A 17705-nucleotide genomic window follows, 5' to 3' on the forward strand; every position below is an offset into this window, starting at 1 on the left:
CTGTCCGGAACGCCCGGACAGCTGCGTGAAACCCTCGATCGCATCGCGGCGGACGTCGGTGCCGACGAGCTCATGATCCAAGACCTGATAGCCGATGCGGATGCGCGGCTCCAGTCCTACGTCCTGCTTGGAGAGGCGTTCGGGCTGGGGCCGGCACCGCTCCCGTCCCTGCGAGAGGAAAGTCATGGACAACGGTGAAACCACCACGGGGCCGCACGCCCCAGCACTCTCGGTGCTGGACCACGGTCCGGTGTCGAGCGGAGCGCCGTTATCCGCTGCGCTGACGCACTCAACGGAATTGGCGCGCCTCGCCGAGCGGGCGGGTTACCGGCGGTATTGGGTCGCCGAGCACCACAGCCGCGCATGGATGGCCAGCTCGTCGCCTGCGGTTCTGCTCGCGCACGTCGCAGCAGCGACCAGTGCCATCCGGGTCGGCTCCGGAGCGCTGCTGCTGTCGAATTACTCCCCGCTGGCCGTCGCCGAACAGTTCGGCATGCTCGAGGCTTTGCACCCCGGGCGCATCGACCTTGGCCTCGGCCGGGCGGCCGGTGCGGACGCCGTCACCGCGCACGCGCTCAACCCGGCCAGGATCGACTTCGGCGAAGCGTTCGGTCAGCTATTGGGCTTCTTCCACGGAACGTTTCCGGAGGACCACCCGTACCGATCGGTGACAGCGGTCCCGGGGTATGCGAACGTGCCGCTCATCCACCTGCTCGGGTCGGGCACCTACAGCGCGCGCCTGGCTGGCCAGCTCGGTCTTCCATTCGCGCACGGTGGTCACTTCGCGGCCCCGAACACGGCAGCGGCGATCGAGGCATACCGGAGTTCGTTCCAACCGTCAGCGGTGCTCGACGCTCCCTACGTGATGCTGTCCGTCGGGGTCGTCTGCGCACCCACCGACGACGAGGCGTACGCAATCAACAAGCTCGCGCGGCACAACATGATCCGGGGCTTGTCCGGCGTGAACGAACCTTTCCTGTCTCAAGGGGAAATCGATCGTGCTGGCGAGCAAGCCGCGATGTCTCTTGGGGAGGCGCACTACGTCGACTCGGTCCTCGACACTCATATCGTCGGAGGCCCGGACACCGTCGCGACCGGACTGACCAACCTGGCGGCATCGACCGGCGCCGACGAGCTCATCCTCGCAACCATCATCTATGGCTACGAGGAACGGCTGCGCTCCTACGCTCTCGTGGCCGAGGCAATGGGGTTGGACGGCACGAGCGAACGACAGCCGCCGGCAATCGCCGACGGCCACCAGGTGCAGGTCGGTTAGCGCGACTACCGGACAAGCGCTAGAATATAGAGGACTTGTTCGGTATTCTGCCGAGGTAAGGAGCGCAACGTACCGCGCTGACGCGGGCCGGCGCAGGCGTGGAAGGGAGAGCAGCCATGAGTGCGACAGCGGCGACGATCGCGCACCGCCCCAAGAAGGTGGCGGCCGAGGTGATCGACTCCGACGTGCACCTGCTGGCGAAGGAGGGCATCCGCACTGTCTGGGAGTATCTACCCCTTGCCTGGCAGGAGCGCTTCGCCGCGAAGGGTGTCGGGCTGGCGAACTCCGCGGTCGGGGTGAGCTCGAAGACCATGCGGTTCACCCACCCGACGGGCGCCGGGATCCGCGCCGATGCGGTCAGTCCCGTTGGTGGGCCAGCCGGGTCCGACCGGGCCTTCGTCACCCGGCAACTGCTGGAAGGTTGGGACGTCGATGTCGCGGTCGTGAATGCGATCGACTCGGCCGCGTACGCCGCCGCGCTCGCCGGGCCGGACGAGGCGACGGCGATCTGCGAGGCCTACAACCGGTATTTCGTCGACGAGTGGGTCTCGGCCGACTCCCGTTTCCGATATCTGCTCACCGCGAACCCGCAGGACCCGATCGCGGCTGCCAAAGAGATTCGGCGCGCCGGAAGTCACGAGGGGGTCGTCGGCGTGTTCCTGCCGCCGACCAACGTGTTGTTCGGCAACCGGTACTTCAATCCCGTTTACGAGGCGGCCAGCGAGCTCGGCCTGCCGATCTGGACGCACGTCACTGGGATCGAGTATGTGCATCAGGGATCGGCGGTGCCCGCCGGAGGCTTTCCCGAGTCCTACGCCGAGCGTCGAGTGATCACTGCGCAGATCGCTGAGTCGAACGTGGCAAGCCTGGCCTTCAGCGGCGTCCTGGAACGCTACCCGAACCTCCGGTTCTGCTTCTCGGAGTTCGGTTTCACTTGGTTGCTGTCTCTGCTGTGGCGGGCGGATGACACCTGGCGCGCCTGTCGTCGGGACACCCCGTGGGTTCGCAAGCCTCCGAGCGAATACGTACGCGACCGGATCCGCTTTACCACCCAGCCTCTCGACGAGCCCGCCAACTCGCGGCACTTGATGCAGCTGATCGACATGCTCGGGGCCGACCTCCTGCTGTTCAGCTCGGACTATCCGCACTGGGACAACGACAATCCGCACCGCGTGCTTAACTCGTGGCCGCAGGAGCTGCGTGATCAGGTGTGCGGCGCCAACCCGCGTGCGTTCTGGTCGCTATGACCGAGTCAACGGATTCGGCCCGGGTTGCCGAAAGTTTCCTGCCGTACCACGAAGTGCATCGCATCCACGGCGCGTACACCGAGTATCTCGACAGCGGCCAGCACGACCTCTGGCTGGACCTGTTCACGGTCGACGGCTCGCTGACCGTGCGCGAGGAAGTCTACAGCGGACGATCTGGACTTCGGCGCTTTCTTGCCGGGCGTGGCCACCACGCGGGCACGCATTTCACCGGTCCGCCGATCTTCTTGGGCGGCACGGTCTCGCATTGCGTGGTGAAAGCGAACTTCCTGGCGCTGAAGAGAACTGAGTCCGGGATCGTGGTCAGCGCGGTCGGTACTTACCACGACGAGCTGCGAGTGGAAAACGGTGGCTGGTGGATCGCGGCACGCAGAGTCCACATTGGAGTAATGTGATGAGCAATAGCGAACTGGCGCCTGCGGATCTCGAGGGCATCCGGCGCACTCTCGACGATTACCACCGCTTCCATGACGAGCGTCGCTCCGAGGAGTGGGTCGCGCTGTTCGTCCCGGAGGCTCGCTACGTGGTGCACGACCAGGAATACCTAGGGCATGAGGGGCTGTGGCGGTTCCTCGTCGAACGGCGCAGCGGGGCAGGCAAGCACATCAACGGCGTTCCGCTCGTGACTCGGTTGGCGGACGGATTGTGCTCGGCAGAGGTCGACTATGTGGGTTATCGCCGGGCTGAAGGCATGATCGTGGTCGGCGGCACCGGACGGTACTACGATCGGCTGCGCCGGGATGACGACGGCCGCTGGCGGTTCGTCGAGCGGCGGATCGCTGGCGCGCTGCGCAGTGACCGCGACATCGTCGAGCCCCGCACGGCTGAGGTCACCACCGGTCGGCCAGTGGGGGGACGAGCGTAATGTACGACGGACCCGTCATCGACCTCGACGTCCATCACACGTGGAACTCCGACTCGGAGATCATCGACAGGCTGCCTAAACGCTGGCGCGACTATGTCCTTGGCCCCGGCGACGGCCGCAGGCTGCCGATCGGGCCGGCCGCGCGAGGGATCCAGCATCCCGGTGGGATAAACAAACGCCTGGAGACCTTCCCCTCCAACGGTGGCAGACCCGGTTCGGACTACGAGACGTTGCGCAAACAGCTGCTGGAGGACTACCGGATCGATCGGTGTGTGCTCGGATTCGACAATGCGCTCAGCCCGGCAGTCGGCGACCCGTACTATGCGAAGGCGCTGGTTTCCGCGGTCAACGACTGGAACTTGGAGACCTGGCTGAGCATCGATGACGACCGGCTGTACGGCTGCGTGCTGGTGCCGACCCAGCTGCCGGAGGAAGCCGCCGAGGAGATTCGCCGCGTGGGGCGGAATCCGAAGGTCGTCGCCGCGCTGCTGACCTTCAACGGCCTGAACCGGCCGTACGGCCACCCGCTGTATCTGCCGATCTTCGAAGCGGCGCAGGAGCTCGATTTGCCGGTCGTGATGCACGCGACCGGTGCGGAGTGGAGCGGCGGGGTGCTGTCGATGGTCGCCGGCGGGCAGGGCGCGACCCGGCTGGAGCAGCATTCGCTGCTCATCGAAGGCGGCATCCACCACGTGCTCAGCCTGATTCTCAACGGGGTGTTCGAGCGTTTCCCCAACCTGAAGTTCGTGGCCGTGGAGGCGGGTACCGCGTGGCTGCCGTGGTTGGCGTGGAAGCTCGATGCCCACTACGAGGTGCTCCGGAGGGAGAGCTCCTGGGTGCGCAAGCGCCCGAGCGAGTACCTGCGCGAGCACATCAAGGTGACCACACAGCCGCTGGAGATGAGTCCGAAGCCTGAGCAGCTGTGGCAGCTGTACGACGCATACGGCGGCATGGAGAACCAGCTGTGCTTCGCGACTGACTACCCGCACTGGGATGCCGACAATCCGGCCTACATCGGGCGGAGGATTCCCGAAGCGTGGCACCGCAAGGTGTTTCACGACAACGCGCTCGCCACATACCGATGGGACCGGACGACCCGGGTCCCAGTGGGTGCGGCAGCGGAAGGAGCGACCTCGTGAGTGCACGGATCGACCTCGGCGCGGTCGAGGAGTTCGAGGAAGGCGTCCTTCAGGTACGCCAGGCCAGCTCTCGGCAAATCGGAGTGGCGCGCTGGAAAGACCGGTTCTACGCGCTTCGCAACATCTGCCCGCATCAGTCGGCGCCGCTGTGCGCTGGACGGCTGCTGACGGGGATCAGCGACGGGGAGCCGGTCGGTGTCATCGAGGCGGACGACGGTGCCCCGGTGGTCACGTGCCCGTGGCACGGATGGGAATTCCACCTGGACACCGGGAAGTCTCTCTGGGATGAACGGTACAAAGTGCGCGCGTACCAGGTCGTGGTGGAGAACGGCCGGGTGCTGCTGGAGATGGGCCGATGACTGCCGCGACCGCAGCCGAGGGCGACCGGCGCAGCGGTGTCTATACCGGTCCGGTGACCGACGTGTGCGTGCACCACACCTGGCGCGACCAGACCGAACTAGCCGAGTACCTGAGCCCGGGCTGGCGCGAATTCGTCGGGACGCCAGGCAGTTTGCCGCTGGGTGCTGGTGCGATCAGGATCGTTCCCAGCCCTGGTTTCCGCCATCCGACGGGTGACAAGCGCGCCGACGCTCGGCCCTCTCGCGGGGCAGCAGGGTCCGATCCCGAGCTGCTGCGCAGCCAGCTGCTTGAGCCCAGCGCAGTGACGAAGGCCGTGCTCAACTTCGACGACGGCCTCCTGGCTCCGACGATCACCGACTATCACCTCGCGCACGAAGTGTGCCGTGCCGCCAATGACTGGTGTACCGATCGATGGCTTTCCGGCGAGGACGATCGCTACTACGGACTCGTGCTCGCTCCCAACCAGATTCCCGAGGATGCGGCCACTGAGATACGTCGCGCTGGTGCGCACCCGCGGATGGTCGGCGTGGTGCTCGGCGGGAACGGGATCGGTCAATCTTTCGGGCACCGGCTCTATCACCCCATCTACCGGGCGGCTGCGGATTTGGACCTGCCGATCGTGCTGCACGTCGGTGGTGACGCCGCGCCGGATGCGCGGACCAGTACCGCACCGGCGGGGAATCCGACGACATTCACCGAGTACTCGATCATGTCGACGACGCCGATGATGACCCACCTGGTGAGTTTCCTGCTGCACGGCGTGTTCGAGCGGTTCCCGGGCTTGCGGCTGCTGCTCGTGGGCTCGGGCGCGGCATGGCTCGCGCCGTTGATGTGGCGGCTCGACTCGAACTGGCGTGGCCTGCGCCGTGAGGTGCCGTGGGTGCGCAAGCATCCGAGCGAGTACTTGTGGGAACATGTGCGGCTCTCCACCTGGCCGCTCGACCAAGCTGGCGGGCCCGAGCAGTTGAGCGCCGCCCTGGGCGCGTTCGGCCCGCCGGAGGATCTCTTGTGTTTCGGCAGCGGGTATCCGGATTGGAACTGGGAAGACGTCCCGACGGTCTCCGGTCAGCTGCCCGAGGCGTGGCATTCGAAGGTGTTCCGGGACAACGCCGAGTCGTTCTTCCGGTGGCCGGGGCGGTCCGCTAGGTAACCGCGGTCTCCGGGCGCACCGGCCTTCGCTCTTGACGACGGCCGGTGCGCTTCCATGTGCGACATCATTTCCTTGTGTCCCAGGCGATCACCTTCTCGCACGCTAAGATCTTTTTTGCCAGGCTGGGTTGTGCGGCCCGGGCGACGCGCGGCCGAGCCTCTTGATCGGATTCGTTCCTTCGGCGGAAAGGCCCAAAGAGGGGCTCAGTCGAGCATGCGCACGATGTCGCCGCGACCGGCAGCTCCTTCTCGCCCTGCCTGTCTGAATATGTCAGCTCGCCATCGGGGGAGCGGAGTCTGCGCACCAGCTTGGCTGGCGCTAACTGTGGGGTCAGTGGGGTTCGGCAACATCTGCCCGCATCAACCTCGCCGCTGGCATGCCAAAGCCCTTTCGGCCGAGCGCAACCCATCTGCCGATGGTTATGCGGAAAACGCCGAGCTTCGGCCGAGCACGCGGGGAAGGACGACAAACAGAAGCCGAGGTCGCAACCGCCAGGACGCAACTGCTCAAAGAAGAAGCTTCGAGGGCCCGGTCACCCGGGCCCTCGGCGGATTAGCTGACGGTATCGTGCTCCGGCATGCCCAGTGTCTTCAGCGCTTCGTCGGTGTGCTCGCCGAGCCGCGGGGCCGTAGGCATGTGGTCGCCCTTGTGGCGGTGGGCTTCGGCGAGTTCGGGCAGGCTCAAGTCACCGAGCTCTGCCGCGGATGTAACAGAGACCGGGACATTCGGGACCGTCACTGGGGTGCCCTGGTAGTCCACTGTGTTCATTGCCCCGTTCGCTTGGGCGTGCTCGCTGTTCATGGCCTCCCGCCAGTCGAGGATTGGCGCGACGGGAACGTCTTCCGCGCTCAGCATCCGCTCCCACTCGTCCCGAGGGCGCAGCCGCATGCGCTCCTGGATCTCGGCTGCCTCCCCAGCGTGATCGCTCCCGTAATCCACTCCGTGGCTCCAGTCGCCACGTGCGCGGGTCGCCTCGGGCAACTCCAGGACGTCGCAGAATGCCTCCCAGAATCGGTGCTCGATCGGGCAGACCAGCAGCGCTTTCTCGTCGGCGCAGCGGTAGACCGCGTAACGAGAGCCCAGATCCCGGTAGCGAAGCCACGATTGCCCGGTGTTGGCATAGATGGTGGTGTCGCGCCACTGCCAGGCCAATGCCGACTCCCACGCCGACACGTGCACGAACTGGCCGCCGAAGCCGGCCCGCTGCCGAGCCAGCCCGGCGAAGATGCCCAGTGCGGCCTCAACTCCGGCCAGTGTGGTGCCGGCCGAGCGGAACTCGCCCGGCACCACCGGCGTGCCGTTGTCGTCGACGAGCGGGACGGTGCCTGCGTAGGCGTCGGTGTTGAGCCCGTGCGCCGGCAGGTCACGCCAGGGGCCGTCCAGTCCGTACCCGGTGATCGCGCAGTAGACCAGCTCCGGGGCGTAGCCGAGCATGGTCGCCGGGTCGATGCCGAGCCGTACCGCGCGGGCGGGAGTGTTGCCGACGATGACGACGTCGGCCCATCGGGCGCATGCCTCGACGAGTTCCCGCCAATGCGGAGAGCGCCCGTCGAACACGAGCGACCGCGCACCTGCGTTGAGATAGAAGTGCAACGCCGAGACGTCGCCGATTCTGGGCGAGTCCCACCGGTTGCCGTCACCATGCCGCGGCGCTTCGACCTTCAGCACGTCGGCGCCCATCTGGGCGAGATGCCTGCTGGCGATCGGGCCGGAGAAATGCACGGAGAAGTCGACGACGCGGGGGAATCCGAGCCTGCTGTTCATGGTCCCAGGCTAACACCAAAATTAGAGCGTGCGTACGGTATTAGAACACTTCGCTGCGCATACGATCGGCCGCCCTCAGCTCAGCTTCGCGATCCACTCGTCGATCCCCAGCACGGCCGCCTGGCGGGGGAAGACCTTCTCGAGCAGTACCCGCTGCACCTCGTCGTCGTAGTCCACGCAGCCGTCGGACAGCACGGTGAGGCTGAAGTCGAGATCAGCGGCCTCGCGCAGGGTGGACAACACGACGCCGCTGGTGACCATGCCGGTCAGGACCAGGTGGGTGATCCCCTGGGCCCTGGTGACGATGCCGAGCTCGCTGCCGGCGAACGCGCTGTAGCGCTTCTTGGTCACGATCACGTCGCCCGGCTCGACCGGCAGGTCGTCGTGGATCTGGGCGCCGGGGTCGTCCGGGGTGAGGATGCCCGCGTCGCGAACGGCGGTAAAGGTGCCGCTGCGGTCGCCGATTTCGGGGTGGCCAGGCAGGAATCCAGCGACGACATAGATGACCGTGAGGCCGGCCTGGCGTGCGGCGGAGGCCGCGGCGGCGATCCGCCCTGGAAGGCCCGCGGCGGCTGGCAGCCGATCCACCACGTTGCGTTGCATGTCCATGATGAGGAGTGCGGTGCGGTGCTCGTTGCTCATCGATCTGCTCCTGTCCACTTCGAGCCACTTGCATATTTCGAATGAGCATTCTAACTTCAACGCATGCCGCGGATGGAAGAGGGCAACCCTGGAGTCGCTCTGGTCACCGGCGGGACCGGCGGCGTAGGTTCCGCTGTGGTCGCCCGGCTCACCAGTGACGGATTTCGTGTGGTCACCGGCGGCCGCAATGCCGAACCGAGCTGCAGCGGCCAAGTCGTGAGCCGCCGGATCGACGTGTGTGATTCGTCCAGTGTGGACGCTGCGGTCGAGGCCGCCTGCGAGTTGGGTCCGCTTACCGCAGTGGTCGTCTGCCACGCAGTCGTGTTCACGACCCCGCTGGAGACGATGGCCGAGGATGCTCTGCTGTCCACCTTGGACGTCAACCTCGCCGGTACCGCACGGGTGTGCCGAGCCGCGGCATCGCAGATCGCAGACGGCGGCGCGATTGTCACCATGAGCAGCGTGGCCGGTGCCCGCGGCCGTGGCCCCAACCGCGTGGCCTACGGCGCGTCGAAAGCGGGCATCGAGGCGCTCACCCGGTACTACGCGGTGGCGCTGGCCGCCCGCTCAGTTCGAGTCAACACGGTCGTGCCGGGGCCGCTCGACCACGCGATGGCGAGCACGGTGGGCGAGCTCCGCGCGTTCGGCGACGCCGAGGCAACGATAACCGCGCGTATCCCGCTCGGTCGGCGGCTATCTGTGCGCGAAGTGGCAGACACCGTCGGCTTCCTGGTGTCCCCGCGTGCATCGGGGATCACCGGGGTCGCTCTGCCCGTCGACGGCGGCCTGCTGGCCAAGTGAGCGGCATCGGAAAGGAAGGAGAGCGCATGAGCCACATCCGCCAATGGGACGAGGTGTCTCCCGTCATCGTGCCCGGGGGCGCACAGGCCCGGATCTACACCTCAACGGACCCTGCCGAAGAGTCGAAGCTGACGGTGGCCGAGATTTCCGTCGGCCGCGGCGAAGCGGTCAGCGCGCACCTGCACAAGATGACCGAGGAGATCTACCTTGTCGTGCGCGGCACCGGTCGAATGCGCTTGGACGACGACGTGCGCGAGGTGGGTCCCGGAGACTGCGTCGTGATCAAACCCGGGACGGTCCACGAGACCACCAACGACCACGATGAGCCGCTGGTGTTCGTTGCCACCTGCGCGCCCCGAGTCCACCGGTCCGACTTCTACGCACCGGATGGCACCCCGGCCGGGCGTGAGCACACGCCGTCCTGATCCACGTCAAGTTTCCTGATCATTTGGAGGTTATGCGGTGCCTGTTGAGCATGGTGTGAACGCTGTGGCCGGTCCGGTGTCCCGGCGGTTCGAAGGGAAAGTCGCACTTGTCGCCGGCGGCGGCCGAACGCCTCCTGAAGCTGGCAACGGGATCGGCGTCGGTGCGGCGACGAGCATGCTTCTCGCGCGTGAAGGGTGCCGGGTCGCCGTGCTCGACCGGGACGTCGACGCCGCGAACCGGACTGTCAAATCGATTGCGGAAACCGGCGGCGAGGCGATCGCGATCCAGGCTGACGTGAGCGTGGACGCCGACTGCGCACGAGCGATCGCTGAGGTCCAGGACGCATACGGCACGCTGCACGCGCTGTTGAATACGCTGGGGATCACCCGCAGCCGTCGCAGCGTGACCCAGTTCGTGGACGAAGAGTGGACGGCGATCATGGAGGTGAACGTCCGCGGTTTCATGTTGACCGCGAAGCATGCGATTCCGCTGATGACTGAGGGCGGGGCGATCGTGAATGTCTCGTCGGCCGATGCGGTGGTGCCCAGCCATGGCAATGCGACATTCGCTGCGTCCAAGGGTGCGGTCAACTCCCTCACCCGGCATATCGCGGTGCGGGAGGGGTACCGAGGTATTCGGGCGAACGCGATCATGCCCGGGGCGATGTGGACGCCGATCGCGTTGACGAAGCTGGGGACGGCGGTGGGTGCGGACAAGAAGGAGCTGCCGGAGGCTGAGCGGGAGGCGGTGCGGCGGCAGCGTCGCCAGATCACGGCGACGCAGACGGAGGGTACGGCCTGGGATATCGCGCATGCGGCGGCGTTCTTGGCCAGCGACCAGTCCCGATGGATCACCGGGCAGGTGCTGATGGTCGACGGCGGAGCCAGTGTCATCGCCCCGTGGGACGTCCAGAACAAACCCGCTCGGACGGTGGCCGACTCCACGTTGCACTTCGTGGACTGAGCCGCCCGCTCTGCTAACGCCTCGTTAATGGCATCGCGGTACCAATGGTTCGTGCTCGCCGTGTGAGCTCACGACGACGTGAACGAACCGGAGGAAACCATGACCATCACCAGCGAGGTCGGCGGTCATCTGGCCGCTGTCACGGCATGTCTCGTCGAGGACGCCTACCGGGATTGGAACCGGGCGACCGTCGAGGTCCAGGACGCATTGGACAAGGTGAAGGCCGCCTCGGCCCCGGTTGCTCAGCCGGCCGAGGCGGCCTACCTCGCCGCTGTGGAGCGGGAGGAGCGGGCGGCGGAGCGGTTGGAGCGAATGCTCGACATGGCCGAACGCTTGCTCCCGATCGACCGGAATTAGAGCGGTCCGCTGGGCAGTGTGATGGGTCGGGAAGGGCCGCGACCGTTCGGATGCCCTTGAGCTCGGTCAAGGGCCTGTCGACGGTGTCGTGGTCCGATCCCGGTTGCCTTCCCCGCGTCCAGCGAGCCTCGCCGACGCAGCTGACCCGGGGATATGGGGTCGGCGTGCAGGCTAGAGGAGAGCCGTGCGCCGCCCCGTTGGACGAACCCGGCAACGCCGAGCGCAGTCAACTCGGCTCGTTCGAACACTAGATGGACGCACCGCGGTCATCGGCGCAGGCGTTCGAGGAGCCGGCGGGTGGTCGATGACGGGGCCGTGCCGAGTTCGGCCAGCGCCCGCTCGCAGTCCCGATACGCGAGCAACACGCCGTCGCTGTCGCCGAGTGCATCGGCGATGCGCATCCGGATACGCCAAGTCGCCTCGCGGAAGCTGTCGCAGCGCAGCGCAGCGTCGACGAGCCGACGTGCGGAGAGCAGTTCGCCGAGTGCAAAACTCAGTTCGGCGGCCTCATACCGGGCCTCCGCCGCGACTCCCGCCAGCTGCTCGCGGCGGCTCGTCGCCCAGTCTGATTCGACACCTTCCAGGTAGGGGCCGCGGTCGAGCAGAGAAAGCGCATCGACCGTCGCGGTCAGGCGCTCGCGATCTTGCCGCCTCGCGGCTTCGGCGAGGCGGGACTCGAACAGGTGCGAATCGGAGGAAATCCCGACTGGTTCGGCCAGCTGGACCCAGTCGCTGGTCACTACCAGCCCGGCAGTTTCGGGCAGCGCATGGCGCGCCTGGTGGATGGCTTGCCGCAGATACGCTCGCGCGGTGGCCTCGGCCCGTCCGGGAAACAAGGCGGCCACCAGTTCGTCTCGCCGAGCTCGATGAGCCTCGGCACCGATGAGATATGCCAGTAGCTCGTAGCTCGTAGCTCTTGGCGATGCGGAGTCGGACCGGCTGCCCGTCGACCGTGAGTCCCGGCTTGCCGAAGTCGTGCAGGACCGTCGGCCGAGCTGACGCATCCGAGCCGACCTGGACGGCGAACGCGCGGCCGACCCGGTGCCACGGGGAGTCGGCATCGGCCTCGGCGTCTCGTCGCCGGGCGGCGACTTCGGGGAAGTCGGCGAGCGCCTGCAGCAGCATATGGTTCGACCCCTGCCGCTGTGCGGCATCAAGCGCGAGATCCGCGGCTCGGTCGGCTTCGTCCTCGTTGCCTGCACGCCATTCCGCCTCGGCTAGGAAGACAGCCGCCGACGGCAGCTCCAGTATCCGGTCGCCGTCGGTCATCCCGGCCACTGCGCTGCGCAGTCGAGCGAGTGCCTCGGCGTCACGCCCCTGCCGGAGCAACGCCATCCCATACCAGGTGTCCAGTGCCTCCTTCACGAAATGGAAGTGCCTGGCCGGTTCAGGCATGACCCGGTCGAGCTTGGCGCAGGCCGCGGCGGGGTCATCCTCGAGGCGCAGGGCGAGTTTGACATCAGCGAGCACGTTGAACAGCTCAAACCCGATCGAGCCACTCGCACGGGCCATCGAACGACCACGATCAATAGCCTCGCGTGCTGCTGCGGCTTCACCCGCGTCGATCAGCACCTCGGGGCCGATATAGGCGTGCAGCGCGACCGATGCCGACCCGGTATCGACTGCTCGGCGGTACAGCTCTAGGGCATGCTGGGTCTGGCCTCCGGCGCGTAGCGCGCCGATCCGCCACGGATCGGCCACCGCGTCTTGCCATGCCGACTTCGACGTGCCGGCAAGCGGCGTCAACCTGCCGTACAGGTACCCGATCCGCAGCGCCAGCGCATCCAGCGGCCCGCCGGACAACTCCAGCACGAAGCCTTTGCCGTCCGGGCCTTGGGCGAGCCGCAACCCGGCGCGGGCTGCCTCGACGCCAGGTCCGCTCCCCGCGACCGCCAATACCGCGGCGGCGTCCTCGTGCCTGCCGGCATGAAGGTAGGTCCAAGCCAGCAGCGCCGCTGCGCGCGGCGAAGCCGCGGCAAGCTGCTGGCGCAGACCGCGCTGGTCCAGTTCATCGGCGATCCGCGCGGCGCGCCGGTAGTCGTCGACCGCAATGGCGAGCATGAGCTCTGCGGTAGTCAGCGGAGGGGAGTCGAGTGTGTGCAGTTCGCGCAGCCAACGGTCGGCTATGTGGAAGTCGCAGCGCTCCAGGACGGGCAGCACTGCGCGTTCCGCCGTGGTTCGGGCGTCGTCGAGTGCGCCTGCGCGCAGGAACTCTTCGGTGGCTTCCTCGTCGTGACCTTCGTTTGCGAGGAGATCGGCGCAAGCGTGGCGCAGCCGCCGCACCTCGGCAGGATCCAACCTTGCCAGCCGTTCGAGCAGGTACTCGCGGAACCGAGGATGACACCGCAGCTGACGTCCACCCGCGTGCCAGCTCACCGGAAGGTGGGCCGTGCGCAGCTGCACCATCAGGTCACCCGTATGCGAGATGCCGAGTGCGGCTGCGCGGGAGGCGCTGACCTCGTCAAGCAGCGAGGTTCTTACCAAGAAATCGACTGCTTCCGTGGAGAGTTGGCCAAGGATGTGCGACGAGAGGTATCCGTGCAGCGGATCCGCTTCTCCTCCGGCCCCGGAGACATGGTCTGCGGAGCGCCATGCTTCGAACAGGATGCCGGTAGCCCAGCCGCCGGTCACCTCGACCACTTCGGCTTCGTCCAGCCCGATCCGCCCGAGCGCGGTCAGAGCGGCGGCAGCCTCGTCCGGAGTGAACGCGAGGTCGTTCTCGCCCACGGTCGAGAGCACGGTGTCCGCCGGCAACGCGCAAAGAGAGGCGGGGATCTCGCGCCGGCTGGCCAGGACGATTCGCATGGTAGGCGGAGCGTGACGTACTAGCGACTCGATCACCGACCACGCTTCGACCGACTCGCCGAGCCGCTCGAGGTCATCGAGCACCAGCAGGATCGGTTCGTCTCCGACTGCTTCGACGAGCAGACCGGCCACCTCGGCGTGCGGTACTCCTGCTCCCAGGGCGCGCGCAGACATGCCCTCAACGCCTGGAACTCGCCTGGCGAGTGCCGCCTCGAGGTAGATGACCAGCCTGCCGGGGGCTTTGTCGGTTCCGTCGACCGTCAGCCAGCACACTGCGCGGTCCTGGGCTTCGGCCGCCTCCGCGATCGCGGTGGTCTTGCCGGAGCCAGCGGTTGCCGAGACGACCACCACGGGGTGGTGGACGAGCAGGCGGCTGAACAAAACGTTCAACCGCCCGCGCGGCACTCGCCGCTCGGGGCGGGGCGGCACGGTGATCTTGCCCTGAATCACGGTCGGCGCGCCCTGTTCCGCCACGTGCGCGATGCGGAGTTCACGTGTCACATTAAGTGCGCCTCACCTGGAGAAACGACCGTCGAGTCCAGAATAGAACACCGTCGCGGGCGGACGCACTCATCTCGTCGGTCCCGGCGAGCTGAGTCAGCGATGGCCGGACGTCGCCGTGGCAGGGGTGGCGCGCTTGCGTCGTGTTTTGCCGATGATCAGGTCGCTGTAGGCGTCGGCGATCTCGTGTGCGGTCCGGGGTCCGTCGGGGTCGAGCCATTCTGCGGTGGAGTTGACCATGGCGAGGAGGGCTCGTCGGGCTAGTTCGGGGTCGGCGGGGCCGACTCCGTCGGCGGCCATGCGGTCGAACAGGCCGCGGAGGATGTCTTCGAAGGCCCGGCGTTGCTTGCGCACCTCAAGCCATCGGGGGTCGTCTTGCAGGGTTCGCCATTCCTGCTGGAACACGATCATGTGGTGGCGGTATTTCTCGACATGCTCAAGCCAGACCCGCACGAGTGCCCGGAGCTGTTTTTCGGGCCGGTCCGCTGTTTCGAGGATCGCATTCGCCTGCTCCAGCAGGGGCGTCATCAGCTGATCGAAAAGGCTGAACAGCAGCCTTTCCTTGCTCTCGATGTAGTGGTAGAGGCCGCCCGCGGTGAGACCGGTCGCGCTGATGAGTTCGTTCATCGAGGTGGCGTGGTAGCCGCGCTCGGCGTAGACCTTCGCTGCGGTCTGCAGGACGGCGTCGCGGCGCTCGTTGTAGCGCGCGCGCAGGCGTGGTCGGGTCGGTGGCTCAGGCATCGTGCGCCTGAGTGTACCCGATCTCGTCGCGCGAAGTGCGAGCCATCGATCGGACTTCGATCGATGGCTCGGCCTCCGAACCCGCCCCGTGCTAGCCAGAGAACGACCTCTCCAGGTGTCGCAGGCGACCATCTGCTCGGCGAACACCGCTGCGCGGGAGGAAACGGCGAGAGCCATCGACTCCCGGGCGATGACCCTCCTAAGGAGACTCTCGCCCGGTGCCTGTCGGACAGGCGCGAGCTCTGGAGCATGACGGATTACGGCCGTGTCCAACCGGCGGTGCAAAACCCCACAGTCCGTCCCGCCCGCCACGGCCAGATCCACGCCGGGCAACTCTTCGCATGGCGCTAGTTGGGCGGGCGCCAGCCGTACCCGGCTTTGCGGGTGTCAGGCGTCCGCCCTTCCGCGAATTCTCTCCTCAAGGGATCAGCAGCAGCTTTCCGACTGTCTCCTGGGATTCGAGGTCGCGGTGTGCCAACGCAGCGTCTTCGAGGGAGTAGCTGCGGTCGATCAAGACGTCGAGGGTGCCGTCTTTGATCCACTGCATGACCTGGTGGGCACGCTCGCGCCATTGGCCTGCGGTGAGCTCCGGGCCGTTTGCCTTGATGGGCAGAAGGCGTACCCCGTGCGGCTGTTCCCATAGAGAGACGGGAGGAATATGTCCACCAGCGTAGCCATAGGTGACGAAGGTGCCGCCGACGCGCAGGACGGACAGGCTTGTCTCGAACAGCGTTTTTCCGGTTCCGTCGAAGACCAGGTCCACGCCCTTGCCGTTGACGAGTTGCTGGATCGCCCCGGCCAGGTCGTCGATCTCGTCACGGACGAGCACTTGCCAGGCTCCGGCGTCCTGGGCGCTCGACGCCTTGTGTGCTCGCGACACAGTCGCGATGACTCGGGCACCGAGATGAGTGGCCAACTGGGTCAGCATGCGGCCGACGCCACTGCCGGCCGAATGCACCAGTACCACTGCGTCTTTCGAGATGTCGACTGCCACGCAGCACAGGTACTGCGCCGTCATCGCCTGCATCAGGCCGCCTGCGGCCGATTCGAAGCTCACGCTGTCGGGGACCGTGACGAGGCGTTCGCACGGCACCGCAACCATTTCCGCGTAGCTTCCCGGAACAAGCTCCCAGGCCACCCGGTCGCCGACTTTCGCGGTGGCCTGCTCGCCGACAGCCGTCACCGATCCGGCACCGTCCACACCGAGCGCGAGCGGCGGCTTGAACGAGGGATGATAACCGCGACGAAGATAGGTATCCATGAGGTTGATACCGGCCGCTTCCACGCTGACGATGACTTCGTCGGGCTTCGGCTCAGGAGTTGGCCGGTCCTCGCAGTGCAGCACCTCTGGGGGACCGTATTGCGATGCTGTGACGACTCGCATGCTCTGCCTTTCGATCAGGCTGTTCGAATTCCGCGGCGGGAGAGGCTCGCGCATGGTCCGCAGGCACAGCGGTCGGAATGCACGATCGGCCTGTTCTCGTATCCCTGACGTTGTCCTCAAATAAACGAATTTGCGCCGGACGTCGGGTCGCCAGCGGCAGGGAAACTCGCCGACGGTGCGGCGAGAAACCGACAGGTCTCGGCCTAGAGGTCGAGGGTGAGGCGCGGAGTGCAGCTTCGTGAGACGCAGATCATGATGGTGTCGTTGGCGTCGCGTTCTTCGTCGGTGAGGATGCTGTCGCGGTGGTCGGGAGTTCCTGCGAGAACAGGGGTTTCGCAGGTTCCGCAGGTTCCTTCCTGGCAACTGGAGGGGACGAAGATGCCATTTTTTTCCACGGCGTCGAGGATGGATTGGTCTTTGGCGACCGTGATGGTTTTGCCGGTTTGGGTGAGTTCGACCTCGAAGGCAGTGTTTTCGTCGGTGTGGGTATCGGGTTTGGGGGTGAAGCGTTCGACGTGGAGAGTGCCGCGCGGCCAGTGCGCGGTGTTGTTTTCGACGGCCGCTAGCAGGGGTTCGGGGCCGCAGCAGTAGATGACGGTGTCGGGGGCGGGGTCGGCGAGCAGGCGAGGCAGGTCGAGGAGCCCAGTTTCGTCTTGTGGGCTGATGGTGACGCGGTCGCCGTACCGTTCGGCGAGGAGATCGCGGAAGGCCATGGACTGGCGGGTGCGGCCGCCATAAGTCAGGTTCCAGTCGGCGCCGCGGGCGGTCACGAATTCGAGCATGGGCAGGATGGGCGTGATGCCGATGCCGCCGGCGATGAACAGGTATCGGGGCGAGTCGACGAGGGCGAAGTTGTTGCGGGGACCGCGGATTTGGATGGCGCTGCCTACGGCGAGCTCCTCGTGGATGTAGCGGGAGCCGCCTCGGCTGGCGGGTTCGCGCAGGACGGCGACGCGCAGGGTCTCGGGTTCGTCGAGCGACCCGCAAAGCGAGTATTGCCGGACGAGTCCGTTGCCGAGGACGAGGTCGATGTGCGCACCGGGTTCCCAGGCGGGCATGGGGGAGTGGTCGGGGCGTCGCAGGGTCAGCTCGACCACGCCCTCGGCGAGCGCCTTGCGGCGCTCGACCACCGTCTCCAGTTCGAGTTCGGCGCGGGTGAGCGCGTGGGTCGTCATGCTGTGCTCCTGTCTTCGCTGTGGGGGCTTCACCGGTTCCCGGCTGGTTGTGCCGCCACCCATGGTAACCTAAACTTAGAACGATCCTACG

Annotated in this window: 18 protein-coding genes and 1 pseudogene; 13 read left to right on the top strand and 6 right to left on the bottom strand. The window is 66.7% G+C overall.

Annotated features, from left to right (window positions below):
* The 8 genes and pseudogenes from H5411_RS47185 to H5411_RS39185 all read left to right on the top strand — a co-directional run.
* Window positions 1-198 (top strand): annotated as a pseudogene (locus H5411_RS47185) (hypothetical protein); the annotation flags it as partial.
* Window positions 185-1276, top strand: coding sequence for an LLM class flavin-dependent oxidoreductase (locus tag H5411_RS39155; protein ID WP_183126722.1), 1092 nt, complete (start codon window positions 185-187; stop codon window positions 1274-1276). The pseudogene H5411_RS47185 and the gene H5411_RS39155, both read left to right, overlap by 14 nt.
* A 170-nt stretch (window positions 1277-1446) precedes the next feature.
* On the top strand, window positions 1447-2523 hold the full coding sequence (locus tag H5411_RS39160) for an amidohydrolase family protein (protein WP_183126693.1): 1077 nt from the start codon (window positions 1447-1449) through the stop codon (window positions 2521-2523).
* Entirely contained in the window at window positions 2520-2936 is a 417-nt protein-coding gene (locus H5411_RS39165; RefSeq protein ID WP_183126694.1) for a nuclear transport factor 2 family protein, read from the top strand. The genes H5411_RS39160 and H5411_RS39165 overlap by 4 nt, the downstream gene beginning before the upstream one ends.
* The gene (locus H5411_RS39170; protein ID WP_183126695.1) at window positions 2936-3406 is read left to right on the top strand and encodes a nuclear transport factor 2 family protein; all 471 of its coding nucleotides are present in this window, start codon (window positions 2936-2938) and stop codon (window positions 3404-3406) included. The genes H5411_RS39165 and H5411_RS39170 overlap by 1 nt, the downstream gene beginning before the upstream one ends.
* On the top strand, window positions 3406-4545 hold the full coding sequence (locus H5411_RS39175) for an amidohydrolase family protein (RefSeq protein ID WP_183126696.1): 1140 nt from the start codon (window positions 3406-3408) through the stop codon (window positions 4543-4545). Before H5411_RS39170 ends, H5411_RS39175 begins: the two co-directional genes overlap by 1 nt.
* A complete protein-coding gene (locus tag H5411_RS39180) occupies window positions 4542-4904 on the top strand; it encodes a Rieske (2Fe-2S) protein (RefSeq protein WP_183126697.1) in 363 nt (120 codons plus the stop codon). The genes H5411_RS39175 and H5411_RS39180 overlap by 4 nt, the downstream gene beginning before the upstream one ends.
* Entirely contained in the window at window positions 4901-6055 is a 1155-nt protein-coding gene (locus H5411_RS39185; RefSeq protein ID WP_183126698.1) for an amidohydrolase family protein, read from the top strand. Before H5411_RS39180 ends, H5411_RS39185 begins: the two co-directional genes overlap by 4 nt.
* A 552-nt stretch (window positions 6056-6607) precedes the next feature.
* On the opposite strand, the gene H5411_RS39190 is transcribed toward H5411_RS39185, so the two are convergent.
* A complete protein-coding gene (locus H5411_RS39190; RefSeq protein ID WP_183126699.1) occupies window positions 6608-7819 on the bottom strand; it encodes a CaiB/BaiF CoA transferase family protein in 1212 nt (403 codons plus the stop codon).
* 75 nt (window positions 7820-7894) lie between these two features.
* Window positions 7895-8461 (bottom strand): cysteine hydrolase family protein, encoded by a 567-nt coding sequence (locus tag H5411_RS39195; protein WP_183126700.1) that lies wholly within the window; start codon window positions 8459-8461, stop codon window positions 7895-7897.
* A 72-nt stretch (window positions 8462-8533) separates the two neighbouring features.
* Between H5411_RS39195 and H5411_RS39200 the strand changes: the two genes are divergently transcribed.
* The 4 genes from H5411_RS39200 to H5411_RS39215 all read left to right on the top strand — a co-directional run bounded on the left by H5411_RS39200 (window position 8534) and on the right by H5411_RS39215 (window position 11008).
* Entirely contained in the window at window positions 8534-9262 is a 729-nt protein-coding gene (locus H5411_RS39200) for an SDR family NAD(P)-dependent oxidoreductase (protein WP_246370061.1), read from the top strand.
* 26 nt (window positions 9263-9288) lie between these two features.
* Window positions 9289-9687: a cupin domain-containing protein gene (locus H5411_RS39205; RefSeq protein ID WP_183126702.1), complete on the top strand. Its 399-nt coding sequence runs from the start codon at window positions 9289-9291 to the stop codon at window positions 9685-9687.
* A gap of 76 nt (window positions 9688-9763) precedes the next feature.
* Window positions 9764-10651, top strand: coding sequence for an SDR family NAD(P)-dependent oxidoreductase (locus H5411_RS39210; protein WP_312878704.1), 888 nt, complete (start codon window positions 9764-9766; stop codon window positions 10649-10651).
* A 99-nt stretch (window positions 10652-10750) separates the two neighbouring features.
* Window positions 10751-11008, top strand: coding sequence for a hypothetical protein (locus H5411_RS39215; protein ID WP_183126704.1), 258 nt, complete (start codon window positions 10751-10753; stop codon window positions 11006-11008).
* Between the two features lie 266 nt (window positions 11009-11274).
* Here the strand turns inward: H5411_RS39215 and H5411_RS48100 are convergent, their stop codons facing one another.
* Window positions 11275-12162: an AfsR/SARP family transcriptional regulator gene (locus tag H5411_RS48100; protein ID WP_312878705.1), complete on the bottom strand. Its 888-nt coding sequence runs from the start codon at window positions 12160-12162 to the stop codon at window positions 11275-11277.
* 679 nt (window positions 12163-12841) lie between these two features.
* Between H5411_RS48100 and H5411_RS48105 the strand changes: the two genes are divergently transcribed.
* Window positions 12842-13837, top strand: coding sequence for a hypothetical protein (locus H5411_RS48105; protein WP_246370053.1), 996 nt, complete (start codon window positions 12842-12844; stop codon window positions 13835-13837).
* A 573-nt stretch (window positions 13838-14410) separates the two neighbouring features.
* Here H5411_RS48105 and H5411_RS39225 read toward each other — a convergent pair.
* The 3 genes from H5411_RS39225 to H5411_RS39235 all read right to left on the bottom strand — a co-directional run bounded on the left by H5411_RS39225 (window position 14411) and on the right by H5411_RS39235 (window position 17614).
* Window positions 14411-15055, bottom strand: coding sequence for a TetR/AcrR family transcriptional regulator (locus tag H5411_RS39225; RefSeq protein ID WP_183126706.1), 645 nt, complete (start codon window positions 15053-15055; stop codon window positions 14411-14413).
* Between the two features lie 418 nt (window positions 15056-15473).
* Window positions 15474-16493, bottom strand: a complete 1020-nt coding sequence (locus H5411_RS39230; RefSeq protein ID WP_183126707.1) for a quinone oxidoreductase family protein — start codon at window positions 16491-16493, stop codon at window positions 15474-15476.
* Between the two features lie 149 nt (window positions 16494-16642).
* Window positions 16643-17614 carry a PDR/VanB family oxidoreductase gene (locus tag H5411_RS39235; protein WP_183126708.1) on the bottom strand — a complete coding sequence of 324 codons (972 nt, stop codon included), beginning with the start codon at window positions 17612-17614 and terminating at the stop codon, window positions 16643-16645.
* Window positions 17615-17705: the final 91 nt, after the last annotated feature.

The sequence above is a fragment of the Amycolatopsis echigonensis genome (assembly GCF_014174495.1).
In the GTDB taxonomy this organism is placed as follows: domain Bacteria; phylum Actinomycetota; class Actinomycetes; order Mycobacteriales; family Pseudonocardiaceae; genus Amycolatopsis; species Amycolatopsis echigonensis.